General features: G+C 65.2%; 14 protein-coding genes. 11 read left to right on the top strand and 3 right to left on the bottom strand.

Annotated features, from left to right (window positions below):
* The first annotated feature begins 34 nt into the window (after nt 1–34).
* Nucleotides 35–1405, top strand: coding sequence for a type VII secretion protein EccB (eccB, locus tag VJV41_RS27085; RefSeq protein WP_325339037.1), 1371 nt, complete (start codon nt 35–37; stop codon nt 1403–1405).
* Here the strand turns inward: eccB and mycP are convergent.
* Together mycP and eccD are read right to left on the bottom strand one after the other, a co-directional pair.
* Nucleotides 1370–2755 (bottom strand): type VII secretion-associated serine protease mycosin, encoded by a 1386-nt coding sequence (gene mycP, locus VJV41_RS27090; RefSeq protein ID WP_325339039.1) that lies wholly within the window; start codon nt 2753–2755, stop codon nt 1370–1372. The two genes, eccB and mycP, sit on opposite strands and share 36 nt — an antisense overlap.
* Entirely contained in the window at nt 2752–4092 is a 1341-nt protein-coding gene (gene eccD, locus VJV41_RS27095) for a type VII secretion integral membrane protein EccD (protein ID WP_325339041.1), read from the bottom strand. The genes mycP and eccD overlap by 4 nt, the downstream gene beginning before the upstream one ends.
* Before the next feature lie 118 nt (nt 4093–4210).
* On the opposite strand from eccD, the gene eccCa reads away from it, so the two are divergent.
* The 4 genes from eccCa to VJV41_RS27115 all read left to right on the top strand — a co-directional run bounded on the left by eccCa (nt 4211) and on the right by VJV41_RS27115 (nt 9923).
* The gene (gene eccCa / locus VJV41_RS27100; RefSeq protein ID WP_325339043.1) at nt 4211–8041 is read left to right on the top strand and encodes a type VII secretion protein EccCa; all 3831 of its coding nucleotides are present in this window, start codon (nt 4211–4213) and stop codon (nt 8039–8041) included.
* On the top strand, nt 8038–9222 hold the full coding sequence (locus VJV41_RS27105; protein ID WP_325339045.1) for a type VII secretion-associated protein: 1185 nt from the start codon (nt 8038–8040) through the stop codon (nt 9220–9222). Before eccCa ends, VJV41_RS27105 begins: the two co-directional genes overlap by 4 nt.
* 70 nt (nt 9223–9292) lie before the next feature.
* Nucleotides 9293–9616 carry a WXG100 family type VII secretion target gene (locus VJV41_RS27110; RefSeq protein ID WP_325339047.1) on the top strand — a complete coding sequence of 108 codons (324 nt, stop codon included), beginning with the start codon at nt 9293–9295 and terminating at the stop codon, nt 9614–9616.
* A gap of 10 nt (nt 9617–9626) precedes the next feature.
* Entirely contained in the window at nt 9627–9923 is a 297-nt protein-coding gene (locus VJV41_RS27115) for a WXG100 family type VII secretion target (protein WP_325339049.1), read from the top strand.
* A 72-nt stretch (nt 9924–9995) separates the two neighbouring features.
* On the opposite strand, the gene VJV41_RS27120 is transcribed toward VJV41_RS27115, so the two are convergent.
* On the bottom strand, nt 9996–10193 hold the full coding sequence (locus tag VJV41_RS27120) for an excalibur calcium-binding domain-containing protein (RefSeq protein ID WP_325339051.1): 198 nt from the start codon (nt 10191–10193) through the stop codon (nt 9996–9998).
* A gap of 200 nt (nt 10194–10393) precedes the next feature.
* On the opposite strand from VJV41_RS27120, the gene VJV41_RS27125 reads away from it, so the two are divergent.
* The 6 genes from VJV41_RS27125 to rpsI all read left to right on the top strand — a co-directional run bounded on the left by VJV41_RS27125 (nt 10394) and on the right by rpsI (nt 15852).
* The gene (locus tag VJV41_RS27125; protein ID WP_325339053.1) at nt 10394–11677 is read left to right on the top strand and encodes a GAF domain-containing protein; all 1284 of its coding nucleotides are present in this window, start codon (nt 10394–10396) and stop codon (nt 11675–11677) included.
* Nucleotides 11678–11811: 134 nt separating this feature from the next.
* Complete coding sequence (gene adh / locus VJV41_RS27130) at nt 11812–13335, top strand: aldehyde dehydrogenase (protein WP_325339055.1); 1524 nt, start codon at nt 11812–11814, stop codon at nt 13333–13335.
* A gap of 84 nt (nt 13336–13419) precedes the next feature.
* The gene (gene adhP, locus VJV41_RS27135; protein WP_325339057.1) at nt 13420–14481 is read left to right on the top strand and encodes an alcohol dehydrogenase AdhP; all 1062 of its coding nucleotides are present in this window, start codon (nt 13420–13422) and stop codon (nt 14479–14481) included.
* A 132-nt stretch (nt 14482–14613) separates the two neighbouring features.
* The gene (locus VJV41_RS27140; protein WP_325339059.1) at nt 14614–14760 is read left to right on the top strand and encodes a hypothetical protein; all 147 of its coding nucleotides are present in this window, start codon (nt 14614–14616) and stop codon (nt 14758–14760) included.
* Between the two features lie 184 nt (nt 14761–14944).
* Nucleotides 14945–15388, top strand: a complete 444-nt coding sequence (gene rplM / locus VJV41_RS27145) for a 50S ribosomal protein L13 (RefSeq protein ID WP_325339061.1) — start codon at nt 14945–14947, stop codon at nt 15386–15388.
* A complete protein-coding gene (gene rpsI / locus VJV41_RS27150; protein ID WP_325339063.1) occupies nt 15385–15852 on the top strand; it encodes a 30S ribosomal protein S9 in 468 nt (155 codons plus the stop codon). The genes rplM and rpsI overlap by 4 nt, the downstream gene beginning before the upstream one ends.
* Nucleotides 15853–15929: the final 77 nt, after the last annotated feature.

The raw sequence follows: 15929 nt of genomic DNA on the forward strand, positions 1-15929 counted from the left end.
GCCGCCGTTAGGCTGGCTTGTGGGGGAGGAGCAGATGACCAACCGGCTGCACGTCAGCGGGTATCGATTCCTGGTGCGCCGGATGGAGCACGCGCTGGTGCGCGGTGACGTACGGATGCTCGACGATCCGCTTCGCGCGCAATCACTTTCGCTTATCGCCGGATGTGTTTTGACGGCGATCATCGTTGCAGCGTGCGCAGTGTTGGCATTCCTGCGGCCCCAGGGCGCTCTCGGCGATGCGCCCATCATGATGGTTCGAGAGTCCGGTGCGCTCTACGTGCGCATCGGCGACACGGTGCACCCGGTGCTCAACCTTGCGTCAGCTCGCCTGATCGCCGGGGCGTCCGCCAATCCCGTTGCGGTGAGCCAATCGGCGATCAACGCCGCCAATCTCGGACCGTTGGTTGGCATCCCAGGTGCGCCTGCCACCATCGCCGCACCGCTCGGGCAGCAGGAATCAGCATGGACCGTCTGTGACGATGCGGCGAAGACGACCGTCATAGCCGGAGAGGTGCGGCGCGACGGGTTATCCTCTGGGCGAAGCATTCTGGTCACTCCCGGCACAGAAAGTGCCGCGACGACGTACCTGCTGTACGACGGATGGCGCGCGAAGGTCGATCTGCGCAACCGCGCTGTGGTGCGAGCGCTGCGGTTGGACGGCGTTGTGCCCCGCCCCGTTTCGCGTGCACTGGTCGAAGCCATACCAGAGGCGCCACCCATAGCCGCACCGCACATTCCTGCAGCAGGATCGCCCGGCCCGCCGCCGCTACGTGGATTCGCTGTCGGCTCTGTGATACGCGTGGTGCGCGCGAATGCAGCGGAACACTATGTCGTGCTGGGAAACGGCGTGCAGCGGGTCGGCGAGGTTGCCGCGGACCTCATCCGTTTCACCGACTCGCAACGCGACCGCGAGATAGCCACCGTCGCACCCGATGCCGTCGGCGCGGTTTCAGTCGTCGACACACTGCCTGTGTCGACGTTTCCGGAGCGCGGAGGCGTATCGGCCGAACCAGCCCTGTGCGCTTATTGGCGCGTTGCTGGAGATTCCGCGAGCACCGCTGTCCTGACGGGAAATTCGCTTCCTTTCGACGGCACACCGGTGAAGCTGGCGCAGGCCGACGCAGATGGTCCAAACGTCGATGAGGTGTTCATACCGCACGGCCGCAGCGCCTACGTTCGGTCGACCGGCGTCACCGGAGACGGCGACACTGCGGCAGCTCTGTACTACGTAGACGACCTTGGGGTGTTATTCGGCATCCGTGACGAAGACGCGGCGCGTCACCTTGGCCTTGCGGGCCCGGCGGTCCCGGCACCGTGGCCGGTGCTGGCGCGGCTGCCGCGCGGCCCCGAATTGAGCAGGGACGCAGCCTCAGTCGCGCGGGACAGCGTCGCGGGACCGTCGTAGCCGCGCCACAGAGGCCGTCATGGCGACGGTCGCGACGGTGATCGCCACGCCAATCGCTGCTCCACGAAGGGCGACCTGTCGCGCATGACCATCCGGCGGGGTGACGGCCGCGGTCGAGACGGGTCTGGCCGTGCTTTCGTCGCGCGCGGGCGAAATTGCGGTACCAGCGCCGACTGCGGCCAGTGCGTCGACTACTCCGTGACCCACAACCGGATCCCAGCCAGCGGCCGGGCGGTGCGCCGTCCGTTCGATGCGCTCCATCACTTGCCGGGCTGTCAGCTCGGGTGACCGCGCGCGGACCAGCGCGGCAATGGCACTCACCACCGGAGCCGCATAGCTCGTGCCCGAGATCGGCCTCGGATCGCCGCTCGTGGGCAGGCTGTCGATCAGCCCTTCGCCGTCAGGATCCAGTGACACAATCCCTTCGCCCGGCGCGGCGACGTCCACCCACGGTCCCGCCAGACTGAATCGAGACGGCGCTCCATCGGACGCCACCGAGCCGACAGTCAGGACGTAGTCGTCATACCAGGCCGGGCTCACGATGACTTTGACGTCCGCCCAATTCGGCTGACCAGGCTTAGCCGGATCGCTTGCCGGGTTTTGATCAACGCATTGGGTTAGGCCACCGACGTTGCCTGCTGCAGCCACCACGACGACGTTCTTGACGTCGACGGCGTAGGACAGTGCTGCGCCGAGCGCCCGGTCGTCCAAGGTCGCGCCGGCCGGCAGACAAGCCACGGACGACACATTGATCACGGTCGCCCCCATGTCTGCGGCCGTGCGTACAGCCATCGCGAGCGTCTCGACGTCACCGAACCCGGAAGCGGACGGTTCTTCAGTCGAGCGAAACTTGTTGCTGGACTGACGAATACCGACGATCGTGGCGTCGGGAGCGATGCCGCTGAACGTTGGCGAGTTGTCCCGGTCAGGGGCCGCGCCGATGATGCCTGCGACGATTGTGCCGTGACCGTCGCAGTCATCGGTTCCGTCTCCGGTGTGGACGTAGTCACCGCCAGGGACGAGATGGGGAAGCAGCCGGTGCCGTGATACACCGGTGTCGATCACAGCGACGGTTTGTCCCGCACCGCGGGTCAGCCTCCAGAGGCGCCGCAAATCAAGGCCTTTCAGTTGACCGGCGTCGCGTCGACCAGCGGCAGCGGCTTCAGATGCGACGCATTGGTCCTGCTGCTCGGTGGGTTCAGGCGGGGCCGGCGGTGCCGGTTTGGGCAGTAACGCGTCGTCGATTGGTGGCGGGGTCACCGCGGATGCCGGCGGCGCAGCGAAAAGCGGCACGGTAACGAGAAGGGCCACCGCACACAGTCTCACCGTCACCGTTGCGCACGTCGTCATGTCAGGCTCGCACCACGGACCAGTCCGTAGAGATCGATGACCCAACAAGCGAGCGGCACGAGCCCGGCCAGGGCTAGATACTCCGTCACGTCGACCGCGCGGCGCACGACGGGACTGATCGTCACGCTGCCGAAAACCCATGCCAAAGCTCCCGAGCCTGCGCCGGTAGCAAGGGTGGACATCCAGTGCGCGTGTTCAGGAGCAGAAACCACCGCTGCCGCAAAGCCGGCCGTCAGTGCGATCAGTCCCGTCGCAATCAAAGCGATCCGACGAGTCGTGCCGACATGCGTGCGGGCGCGCAACAACAGCACCACCCCTGCGGCTGCGGTGAAGAGTGAGCCGCGCGCCCAGCCGCCGGCTGCGACCATGATGATGCCGAGTGACGCTGCCGCCGAGGACCCGACGACCAGGCCGGTCAAAGATTGATGCGCGAGAACGGCCCGCGCCGCGTCTACGACGTGCTCATCGCCTGTGCCGTCATCAATAGACGACATCGGGGGCGCGAGACTGCTCGCGGCGATAGTCAGTCTGGCGGCGGTTGAGAGCATCACGACAGACACGGTTACGAGCACTGCTCCGACTGCCGCAGCCGGCAATGTCCAGATGACGCCAACGGTCAGTGCGGCGGCTGCAAGCGCGCTGATCGTGGCTAGCGCCGTCAAGCAGGTTGTGCCGCAACGGCTAAGTCGTAAAAGCAAGATCGACGTCGAAAATCCCGCCGCGGCGGCGAGCAAGAAGTTGGCTACCGACGGCCCGGCCGGCACAGCCAGAAAGCCGGCCGCGGCGGCGAACACGACGGCAACCACACTGAGCGTAACCGACGGCAATGAGTCGGGATGGCTGCGCCGGATCACGACGGCCCCGGCCGCGGCAGCAACAGCCAGCCCGACGCCGACGATGAGATGACCGGCGGCCCGCGACGTAACACCCGCCCACGCCAACGCGGTCGCGCCGGCCACAGCTGCGCACAGGCAGGCGGCAACGGCGGTGATCCGCACCACCCGCTCATGGCCGCCGTCCGCAACGCTTGCAACCGCGTGACAGGGATCGTCGACAATCCAGTCGGGTTCAGGTGTCTCGAAGTTCGTGACTACGAGCAGCTCGCCGTCGTGGATTTCGTTGTCGTCCAGGGTTGTCCACTCGTCGATCCGCTGTCCACCCACGCGCGCCAACCGCCATCGTCGAACGTCGGTGAGCGTGTTCTCGCCGCGGTGCACGATGTCGACGATGGCTGGCATGAGCAGGCCGACGTGGGTCTTCCTCGGCAACGCCAGGTCCACGGTGCCGAGGTCGTCTTCATCGACTTGAACCGAAACTCGGCACAGCGGCTCCGACATCGCACCCCCAAGTTGACGCCTCGGGATGACACCCTAACTCGGTCGGTGCACCTGTCTATGCGGCAATTTCATGGGTTGGGGATGGAACGTGATCGGCACGCTCAACGTCCATTAGCCGATGGAGTTCACCTGCGAGCCACGACTTCCCGCGCCCTCGGTAGCCGATACCGAGATCGCTGTGGAAGCACCGCCCGGCATGCCGAAGACCGTTCCAGCGAACCCGCTAGCTCGAATGATGCCGATGGCAATGATCGTTGCGACTGCCGGAATGACGGCCCTCTACTTCACCTCCGGAGCGAACATCGCTCGCAGTCCGATGTTCATGTTCTTTCCCGTGATGATGCTGGTATCGGCGGTCGGTTCCCTCGCATTCGGTGCTCGTGCAAGCAATCACACCGCCGAGGTGAACGCGGACCGGCGCGCCTACTTGGGTTACGTCGATGCGTTGGAGGGCACCGTGGCGACGACCGCTGCCGACCAACGTCGGTCTATGCATTGGACTCATCCTCATCCGGAGGTGTTGTGGACGTTGGTGGGCAGCAGGCGGATGTGGGAGCGGTCAGCAGACGATCCCGACTGCTGCCACGTCCGGATTGGCCTCGGGGAGCAGCCATTGTCGACGACCTTGATTGCGCCAGAACTCCGTCCGGTCGACGAGCAAGACCCTGTTACTTCGTCGGCGCTGCACAGGTTGATGCGCAAGAGTTCGATCGTCACCAGACTGCCGATCACGGTGGCGCTGCGGACATTCTCGGCGATCACGGTCGAAGGCGATTCCGCAGAGGCGCGTGCGTTGCTGCGCGCCATGGTCTGCCAGCTGGCTGTGTTGCATAGTCCCGAAGACGTCAGGATCGCTGCGGTGGTCGGCGGCGACGTCAACGCCGAATGGGACTGGTTGAAATGGTTGCCGCATCACCAGCATCCACAGATACGGGATGCGCTCGGACCGGCGAGGCTGGTCTACGGCAGCTTCACCGACGCGTACTCGGATGTCATACCGCTCAATGGCGATCCGTCACCGCACGTCGTCTTCATCGTCGACGGATGCGCACCAACGGGAGTGGACTCAATCGACGGCGCGACGATCATCCAGATCGGCACTCCTGGCGACCATGCGTTGCCGGAGAGATCCCTTCGGCTCCACATCGACGCCGGCTCCTTGACGATGGACGAGAAGGCCGTTGCGCAGCAGGACCTCTTGACCCGAGACCAGGCGCTGGTGTGTGCGCGTCGGCTGGCGCCGTACCGACCGAGCAGGTCGTCTGGTGGCGTCGGCTCCGCGGCCAAGGCGCTCGGCTGGTTCGAGCTCATGGGGCTCGACCCAACCAGAATTGATCCGGCGCTGTGTTGGAATGCGAGAAGCGATCGGGATCGCCTGCGCGTCCCCATCGGTTTGTCCGTCGACGGAGATCCGGTGGAACTGGACATCAAAGAGTCTGCGCGCAACGGGATGGGCCCGCACGGGTTATGTGTTGGTGCAACGGGATCCGGTAAGTCGGAATTTCTGCGGACGTTGACGCTCGGAATGATCACGGCCCACTCGCCCGACGTCCTGAACCTTGTCCTCATCGACTTCAAAGGTGGTGCCACCTTTCTCGGTCTGGAAAGGGCACGACACGTGGCCGCGGTCATCACCAACCTGGCCGAGGAGGCTCACCTCGTAGCACGTATGCAGGACGCGCTCGCTGGTGAGATGAACCGGCGGCAGGATCTACTCAGGGCCGCAGGCGGCTATGCGAACGTCGCGGACTATGAGCATGCCCGCTCAGCGGGACGCGCCCTTCCACCACTGCCTGTGTTGTTCATCGTGGTCGATGAGTTCTCCGAGCTGCTCAGCCAGCATCCCGATTTCGCCGAGTTGTTCGTTGCGATTGGGCGCATGGGCCGCTCGCTGGGCATGCACTTGTTGCTGGCGAGCCAGCGTCTCGATGAGGGACGGCTGCGCGGGCTGGAAACACACCTGTCCTACCGGATCTGCTTGAAGACCTTCTCGGCCAGTGAATCCCGGGCAGTACTGGGTGTGCCCGATGCGCACCACCTGCCCACAACACCCGGCGCCGGCTATTTGAAGACGGCGTCTGGAGAGCTGGTCCGATTTCACACCGCATTCGTGTCGGGTCCGTACAACGCCCGCCGCGGCGCGCGGCCGCATTCGGTTGAGCCGGCCATCCCGCGCGAGTTCACCGCGGCGCCCGTTAGCCCGATTCCGAAGTTGGGCCGACGAACCGGACGCAGTGACTCGCCGGGTCGCACCGTGCTCGACTCGGTGCTGGATCGGCTGGCCGGTCACGGGACTCCCGCACATCCGGTGTGGCTGCCACCGCTGAGGGATGCGCCCACATTGGACGCCCAGATGTCGGATGGCGAGCAGCCGCTGGCCGTTCCGATCGGTGTCGTCGACTGTCCCTATGAGCAGCGCCGTGATCGGCTGATGATCGAATTATCCGGAGCGGACGGCAATGTGGCGATCGTCGGCGGTCCACGCTCGGGAAAGTCGATGGCGCTGCGAACGCTCGTCATGGCAATGGCCGTCAGTCATGATCCGAAGACCGTACAGTTCTACTGCCTTGACTTCGGCGGTGGAGCCCTGACGCCCTTGCGCCGATTGCCGCACGTGGGATCGGTGGCAGGCAGGCTTGACATCGATCTGTGCCGGCGCATGGTCGCGGATGTGGAGTGGGTGATGCGCACGCGCGAGGTGCGGTTCCGCCGCTTGGGGATCGATTCGATAGTCGACTATCGCCACCGCCGCGCCGTCGGCGAACTTGCAGTCAGCGATGACCCTTACGGCGACGTCTTTCTGGTCATCGACGGCTGGGCGGCCTTTCGTCAGGAGTTCGAGAGCCTCGAAGCTGCGATCATTGCGCTTGCCTCCCAAGGTCTCTCATTCGGCGTCCACGTGGTCGTCGCGGCCTCGCGATGGGCGGAGATCCGGCCGGCCCTCAAGGATCAGATCGGCAGCCGCATCGAGCTGCGGCTCGGCGATCCTGCCGATTCGGAGATGGACCGGAAGCGGGCCCGGCAGCTGGGTCAGATGCCGCCGGGGCATGGCATCACCCGCGAGGGCCGAGAAATGGTAATCGCGCTGCCGAGGTTGGATGGACAGCCGACGACGTCTGGGGTTGGCGAGGCGATCGCTGTTGTGGCAGAACGGTTGAGCGACCGATGGGTCGGATGCCGTGCACCGCAGGTTGAGCTCTTGCCGGCGCTGGTACACCAACGCGATATCGCCGTGACCGCCAGCGCGCAGGCGGCAACGGAGATTCTGATCGGGCTGGGCGAGCGCGAGTTACAACCGGTTACCCTGGATTTCGCGGAACGGCCGCATCTCGTCGTGCTAGGCGATTCCGAATGCGGCAAGACGTCGGTCCTGCGGATGCTATGCCGAGAAATCGTCAGAATGAACGAGGCCGATTCGGCACAAATAGAGATCGTCGACTTCCGTCGCAGTCTGCTCGGCATCGTCGAATCCGATCATCTCCTTGGTTATTCGATGTCAGCACCGATGGTGACGTCTCGCCTGCACATGGTGTTGGACCGCTTACAAGAGCGGATGCCCGGCGAGAAGGTGACACAGCAACAGCTGCGTGAGCGGTCGTGGTGGTCGGGCGCGGAGATCTACGTGGTCATCGACGATTACGATCTGGTCTCCGGAGCGACGGGCAACCCGCTGATGCCCCTTGTCGACTACATGCCGCACGCCAAAGACCTTGGGCTGCACGTCATCGTGGCCCGTCGCTCCGGTGGCGCCGCCCGAGCGATGTTCGACCCGTTTCTTGCGCGGCTGCGCGACCTGGGCGCCATGGGATTGATGATGAGCGCCAGCCCAGACGAAGGCATATTGCTGGGTTCCGTCAGGCCGTGCGCGCTTCCACCCGGACGTGGCACCTTGATCACGCGTGGACGGCCGGATCAGCTCATTCAGGTGGCGTGGACCGAACTGCCGTGACCGCCGCTGTGATCGAGGTCGGCCCCGCGACGATCAGGGGGCCCAATCATCCGGAGCTCGAGCAGGCTACGGCCGCCCTCGAATGTATTGACGACAACCTCGGCTGGGTCGGCGACCATCCGGTTGCGGCGTCAGAGCTCTGGCGCGATGTTCTGCGCGAGACGGTCGGCGGGCCGGTCGACTCCCTTGTCCTCGTGTGTCCGACGTGGTGGCCGTCGTCCTGGACTGACGTAGTGCACGACGCCGCGCTCACGGTCGCGACGACGGTTGTGGCGATGTCACGGGTGGCGGTGCTGCGGTACCGCGCATCGGAGCGACCCTTGACCGTCGTTGAGATCGCGGGCGAACTCGTCGTCGTCGCGCAGTGTGGTGAGGAACTCGGCGCGGTACCGCGGTGTGGCGAGGTTGATGTGGACGCCGACGCGATTGCCGAGAGAATCGCTCGGGTCGGCGCAGTTCTGGTGGACATTCCCGAGGGCGTCGAGGGAGGACGTCTGCTTGCCGACGCGATCGCGAATCGGCTGCGCGCCAACGGCGTTGCGGTCACTATCACGGATCATGACGACGTTCGACGGGCGGTCGCCGCTCTGCATGAACGAGCTGCATCTGAGGAGCCGGAAGCGGTAGCGCCGCAGCGCCGCAGCCGCCACGGCATTGCGGTGCTCGCCGGGGCGCTGCTGTCCGCGGTGGCTCTGTGCGGCGGATTCGCGGTGAACAGTGAGACGCCTGGACTGGCCGGCGACGCTATGCCGATGACGCTGTTGGTCGAGGGGCGCGTCGGTGTGAAGGTTCCAGCGCAGTGGATGGTCCAGCGCATCACCTCCGGACTGGGATCGGCTCGGGTACAGGTTGTTTCGCCATCGGACGCCGGTGTCATCGTGCACATCACGCAATCAACTCTTGCGCCAGAACAGACGATGGAGATGGTGGCTGAGTCACTGGGGAGTGCGCTCAGCGAGGAGCCTGTCGGCGTGTTCGTCGACTTCAATCCGGCCGCTCGCCATGCCGAGAAGCCGGCGGTGACGTATCGAGAGATACGAAAGGACCGCCAGATCGGCTGGACCGTGCTGGTCGACAAGGCCCTGCGGATTGCGATCGGTTGCCAAAGTGCGCCAGGACGTGAAGAGCTTGTGCGCGACATTTGCGATCGAGCAATCGAGTCGGCACATGCAGTTTTCTGAAATGTGCGTGGAACCAAATGGTTCGCTGTCGCGTCGAATCTTCATGTCAGCACATCACGGAAGGGGCCTAATGACGACACCCGCAGGCGGATCGCTCAACACCGACTTCGAACTCATGACGGCCGTTTCGGCGAAGACGGATGCCCGCAATGAGGAGATACGCGCCATGCTGCAGTCGTTCATAAGCCGGATGAGCAGCGTGCCGCCGTCGGTGTGGGGAGGGGTTGCGGCGGCTCGGTTCAGGGATGTCGTCGACCGCTGGAATGGGGAATCGCTGAAACTGCACGCGGCACTGCAACGTATCGCGGAGACGATTCGTACCAACGAGCAGACGTTGCGCGGGGCCGCGGAAACCCATTCGCATCAAATCGGCTCGGTCGCCACCAACCTGTAAGGAGCCTCGAATGGATCACGTGCTGTCATACAACTTCGACGAAATCGAGTACACGGTGCGACAGGAAATCCACGCGACGTCTGCACGGTTGAACGCCGCGCTCGACGACCTGCGTGCGCAAATCGCGCCGCTGCAGCAGGTGTGGACACGCGAAGCGGCGGAGGCCTACCGCGTCGAGCAGGCCCGCTGGGAACAAGCGGCCGCGGGGCTCAACGAGATCTTGTTCAGCTTGGGCAATGCGGTCCGTGACGGCGCCGACGACGTCGCGGCCACCGACCGCAGCGCCGCCAGTGCGTGGGGCTACTGACGCCTCACTCTCAGGACCCTGTGCGGTCCCGTTTGGAGGGGAGCCATCGGGACCGCACAGTTCTATCTGCGGTTAGCTTTCGCAGGCGATGCCGTCGTGGTCGCGATCGCCGCCGATCCAGTAGTCGGGATCCCCGACGGGAATGTTCCACCGGCCGTCCTGGTGTGCTTCTGTGCAGTTTCGATATGGCCCGCTTGCCTGAGCGATCGGGGCCAGGCCAATGGCGGCCGCCCCGGTAAGCACTACTGCGGCGGTGAAGAGACGAATCATTGACACTCCGGTGTGATCTTGATGCAGAGACGCCCGTGGCTAACACCATCGGGCAAAGACAACAGCCATGGTGCAGAAGTCGGCGCATGCCGCAGAAGGGTCGAAAGTCCCTGCCCCGGATCGAGCAGATTGGGTTATCGTGGCGGCCACACGGCGTCAGCCTGCGTGAACGAGGCTGAGCGTGAGGAGTGTGATCGCCGATGGCAATGTCGAAGACCTCGGGCGGCCGGGCAATCACCCGGGTGTCGTCGTCGACGCTGCGTTCCGTCCACGAACTCTTCGTCGCCGGCCAGATCGACTCGTCATACCTCGACTCCACCCCGTTGCGCCGCGTAGTCGCCGAAAGCTGGCGGCGCAGCCTGGCCACCGGCGTCGACCCCGACTGCGGCGGGGCGCCGACTTCAGTGGCCGTCGAGCAGATGCGCGCCGCCCACCCGCTGGCCCCGGCGCTGCCCGTCATCCGCCGGCTGCTCATCAATGACGCCTCCGACGCCGGCGTCGTCGTCGCAGTGACCGCCGCCGACGGCACCCTGCTCTGGGTCGAAGGTGATCGCAAAGCTTGCCGCAAGGCCGAAGCCATGAACTTCGTCCCGGGCGCGGACTGGAGCGAACGCGGTGCCGGCACCAACGCTCCCGGAACCGCACTCGCCCTCGACGCCGAATTGCAAATCCTTGGCTCCGAGCACTTCTCGCGCATCGTCCAGCCGTGGAGCTGCACCGCGGTGCCCGTACACGACCCGGCCACCGGCGCGCTCATCGGTGCCATCGACCTCACCGGCGGATCTCAGGTTGCCTCGCCGCAGACGCTCGCGCTCGTCCGCGCCACCGCTGTCGCCGTCGAAAACCACCTCGCCCTGCTGCGTCTGAGCCAACCCGCCACACCGACGTCACCCGCACGTTTGACGGTCCTCGGCGCCGACCGCCCACGCTGGCATGTCACCGACGACCACGGCCGTCCGCAGACCAGCGCGTTGACCGGCCGGCATGCCGACATCCTCGTGCTGCTCGGCCGCCACCCCGAGGGTCTCACCGCCGACCACCTCGCGATGCTGCTCGACGACAAGGAACTCGACGCCGTCACCATCCGGGCCGAGATGTCGCGGTTGCGCCGCGTCATCGGGCCCGAGTTCATCGACTCGCGGCCATACCGGCTGCTCTCACCGATCGCCAGCGACGTGACCGACGTCTTTGACGCCATCAAGACCGGCGACGTTGACGCCGCGCTTAGGCGATACACCGGCGAGCTGTTGCCGCAATCGGTATCACCGGCGATCGCACGGCTGCGCACCGAGCTCAGCGCGACCCTGCGCGGCGCTGTGTTGGCGGCGGGAAACCTTGCGCTGCTTGGTCGTTGGCTGGAGCTTCCCGAGAATCGCGACGACCGCGACGGCTGGCGGGTGCTGTACAACCACGCCGCGCCGGGCTCCGCCGTTCGCGCGCGGGCTCGCGGGCATCTAGCCGGTCTGGATCTCGACCTGGCCTGACCGCGCGATGCGTTGCAACGTCGTGCAACCGTGCTGCAACGGTCCGAAACCTACCTTCAGTGACGTCCGACACATTTTTCGCCGCGAAGGCGGACGGAGCCGCCACGGCGGCGACATGAAGTAGGAGAAACGCCATGACCGTGTACGCACGACCGGGCGCGGAAGGCTCAGTGATGTCCTTCTCGCCCCGGTATCACAACTTCATCGGTGGGGAGTGGGTCGCGCCCGCGGCCGGCCGATACTTCGAGAACGTCAGCCCGGTCAACGGCCAGCCGTTCACCGAAATACCGCGCTCCGACCAGACTGACGTCGAGAAGGCGCTCGACGCTGCCCACGCGGCCGCGCCCGCCTGGGGTAAGACGTCACCGGCCGAGCGCGCCAACATCCTCAACAAGATCGCCGACCGCATCGAGCAGAATCTCGAATCCATCGCAGTCGCCGAATCGTGGGACAACGGCAAGCCGGTGCGCGAGACGCTGGCCGCCGACATCCCGTTGGCCATCGACCATTTCCGCTACTTCGCCGGTGCGATTCGTGCCCAGGAGGGCTCGCTGTCGCAGATCGACGACGACACCGTGGCCTATCACTTCCACGAGCCGCTCGGGGTGGTCGGGCAGATCATTCCGTGGAACTTCCCGATCCTGATGGCCACCTGGAAGCTCGCTCCGGCCATCGCCGCCGGAAATGCGGTAGTGCTCAAGCCGGCCGAGCAGACGCCGGCGTCGGTGCTCCATCTCTTCGAGTTGATCGGTGACCTGTTGCCGCCCGGTGTGATCAACATTGTCAACGGGTTTGGAGTCGAGGCGGGCAAGCCGCTGGCGTCGTCGAACCGGATCGCCAAGATCGCGTTCACCGGCGAGACGACGACGGGCCGGCTGATCATGCAGTACGCCAGCCAGAACCTGATTCCCGTCACGCTGGAACTCGGCGGCAAGTCACCGAACATCTTCTTCAACGATGTCCTTGCCGCCCATGACGACTACCAGGACAAGGCGCTGGAGGGCTTCACGATGTTCGCCCTCAACCAGGGCGAGGTCTGCACGTGCCCATCACGGTCACTGATTCAGGCCGACATCTATGACGAGTTCCTCGAACTGGCCGCGATCCGCACCAAGGCTGTGCGCCAGGGCGACCCCCTGGATACGCAGACCATGATCGGTGCGCAGGCGTCCAACGATCAGCTCGAGAAGATCCTGTCGTACATCGAGATCGGGAAGAGTGAAGGCGCCAAGGTGATCACCGGCGGCGAGCGTGCCGAGTTGGGCGGTGATCTGAACACCGGATACTACGTCGCTCCAACGATTTTCACGGGCAACAATGCGATGCGGATCTTCCAGGAGGAGATCTTCGGTCCCGTCGTCGCGGTCACGTCGTTCACCGACTACGACGACGCGATCAGCATCGCCAACGACACGCTGTACGGCCTCGGCGCCGGTGTGTGGTCGCGCGACGGTAACACCGCGTATCGAGCTGGCCGTGACATCAAGGCCGGCCGGGTGTGGACGAACTGCTACCACGCGTATCCCGCGCATGCGGCGTTCGGCGGCTACAAGCAGTCCGGTATCGGACGTGAGACCCACAAGATGATGCTCGACCACTACCAGCAGACCAAGAACCTGCTCGTCTCCTACAGCAACAAGGCCCAAGGGTTCTTCTGACGAACGCGTGCGTGAGGAGCAAGTACCTCTGAGCCGGGACCAAAGACCCTTCAACAAACCCGCTTTCACGATTGGAATGATGAAATGACCCAAACCCTTGGCGCCCCGTCGGCGTCCAACGCCACCGACACCATGCGCGCAGCCGTTGTCACCGAATTCGGCGGGCCACTTGAGGTCCAAGAACTCGACCTGCCGACACCCGGCTACGGTGAGGCGCTCGTCAAACTGGAGACCTCCGGCGTCTGCCACACGGATCTGCATGCCGCACACGGAGATTGGCCCGTCAAGCCCCAGCCTCCGTTCATCCCGGGACATGAGGGCTACGGCACCGTCGTCGCGCTCGGCGAAGGCGTCGACGACCTGAAGGTCGGCGACAAGGTCGGCAACGCGTGGCTGTGGTCGGCCTGCGGAATGTGCGAATACTGCCGCACCGGTTGGGAAACGCTGTGCGAGAGCCAGCGCAACGGCGGCTACAGCGTCAACGGCAGCTTCGGCAGCTACATGCTCGTCAACACCGCATATGCGGCGCGCATCCCGGAGGGCGCTGACGCGGTGGAGGTCGCGCCGATCCTGTGCGCGGGCGTCACCGTGTACAAGGGCCTGAAGGTGACCGACACGCGACCCGGCCAGTGGGTCGCGATCTCGGGCATCGGCGGGCTCGGCCACATCGCCGTGCAATACGCGCGCGCCATGGGGCTGCGCGTGGTGGCCATCGACATCGACGACTCCAAGCTCGCCCTCGCGACCCGCCTGGGCGCGGAGGTCGCGGTCAACGCCCGCACCTCCGATGTCGTCGAGGAAGTCCAGAAGGCCACCGGCGGTGTGCACGGCGTGCTGGTCACGGCAGTGCACCCGCAGGCGTTCGGCCAGGCGATCGGGCTGACCCGGCGCGGCGGGACCATCGTGTTCAACGGTCTGCCGCCCGGCGACTTCCCGGCACCGATCTTCGACATCGTCCTCAAGGGCCTGACGATCCGGGGTTCGATCGTCGGCACTCGCCAGGACATGGCCGAGGCGCTGGACTTCTACGCCCGCGGCCTCATCCACCCCACCGTGGAGAGCGCGAACCTGGACGACATCAACGAGGTGTTCGGCCGGATGGAACGCGGTCAGATCGACGGTCGAGTCGTCATCGACTACCGCTAATCGCTGTGCCAAACACAAAGTCCCCCGACATCGGCGGGGGACTTTAGTGTCTTTTTCGGCCCTATTGGCGATGCATGAAGCGTACGTTCAGCTAATCCAGGGGGATGGGGGAGGCGTGAATATGTATGCAAAATGGGCGGTCAGTGCTGCTTTGGCAAGCACACTGTCGATGACGGGGCCGACTTCGTAGGACCCACCGGCGGCAGCTGCGCCATTACCGGCAAGGACAAGGCCCGCCAGACGTCGTGCAACGGCACGTTCAACCTGACCGGCGGCTAGCCTCCGCGAACGCGTTTTGACCTGCGACGAAGCACGCAGGTAAGCTGCCTCGTTGGCGTGCGGTAAGCACGGGACCTCGGGTCAATGTCGGTCGCCGAGAACCACCCATCCGTGAACGCCTGGCCGGCACCCGGGAAACCGGGATCCGAAACCCCACGGGGACCGAAAAGGAGAGGTAAGCGCTGTGCCTACATACACGCCGAAGGCGGGTGACACCACGCGTTCGTGGTACGTCATCGACGCCACCGACGTGGTGCTCGGCCGGCTCGCCGTCGCGGCTGCAAATCTGCTGCGCGGCAAGCACAAGCCGACATTCACACCCAACGTCGACGGTGGCGACTTCGTCATCGTCATCAACGCCGACAAGGTCGCGATCAGCGGCGACAAGCTCCAGAAGAAGTTCGCCTACCGCCACTCGGGTTATCCCGGTGGTCTGCGGGCACGTGCGCTCGGTGACGAGATGGAGAAGCACGCCGACCGGGTCGTCGAGAAGGCGATCCTCGGCATGATCCCCCACACCAAGCTCGGCCGTCAGATCCAGAAGAAATTGAAGGTCTACGTCGGGCCGGAGCATCCGCACACCGCCCAGAAGCCGGTTCCCTACGAAATCAAGCAGGTGGCCCAGTGACCGACACCGTGGAAACCACCACCGAAACCGTCGCCGCGACCGAGGCCGAGGCCCCCGCGCGTGAGCCGGTCGTCATCGACCGTCCGATCCAGACCGTTGGCCGCCGCAAGGAGGCCGTGGTTCGCGTGCGCCTGGTGCCCGGCACCGGCAAGTTCCACCTCGACGGCCGCACCCTCGAGGCCTACTTCCCGAACAAGGTGCACCAGCAGCTAATCAAGGCGCCGCTGGTGACTGTCGATCGGCTCGAGAGCTTCGACATCTACGCCCACCTCGACGGCGGCGGCCCGTCCGGCCAGGCCGGCGCGCTGCGTCTTGCCATCGCGCGGGCGCTGATCCTGGTGCAACCCGAGGACCGGCCTGCGCTGAAGAAGGCCGGGTTCCTTACCCGCGACCCGCGTGCCATCGAGCGCAAGAAGTACGGCCTCAAGAAGGCCCGCAAGGCGCCTCAGTACAGCAAGCGCTGATCGATCGACGACAACCGCCGGGTGTGTGCGACACGCCCGGCGGTTTCGTTTTTCTACCTGGGACTTCTTCAATATCG

The organism is Mycobacterium sp., assembly GCF_035274705.1.
Lineage (GTDB): Bacteria > Actinomycetota > Actinomycetes > Mycobacteriales > Mycobacteriaceae > Mycobacterium.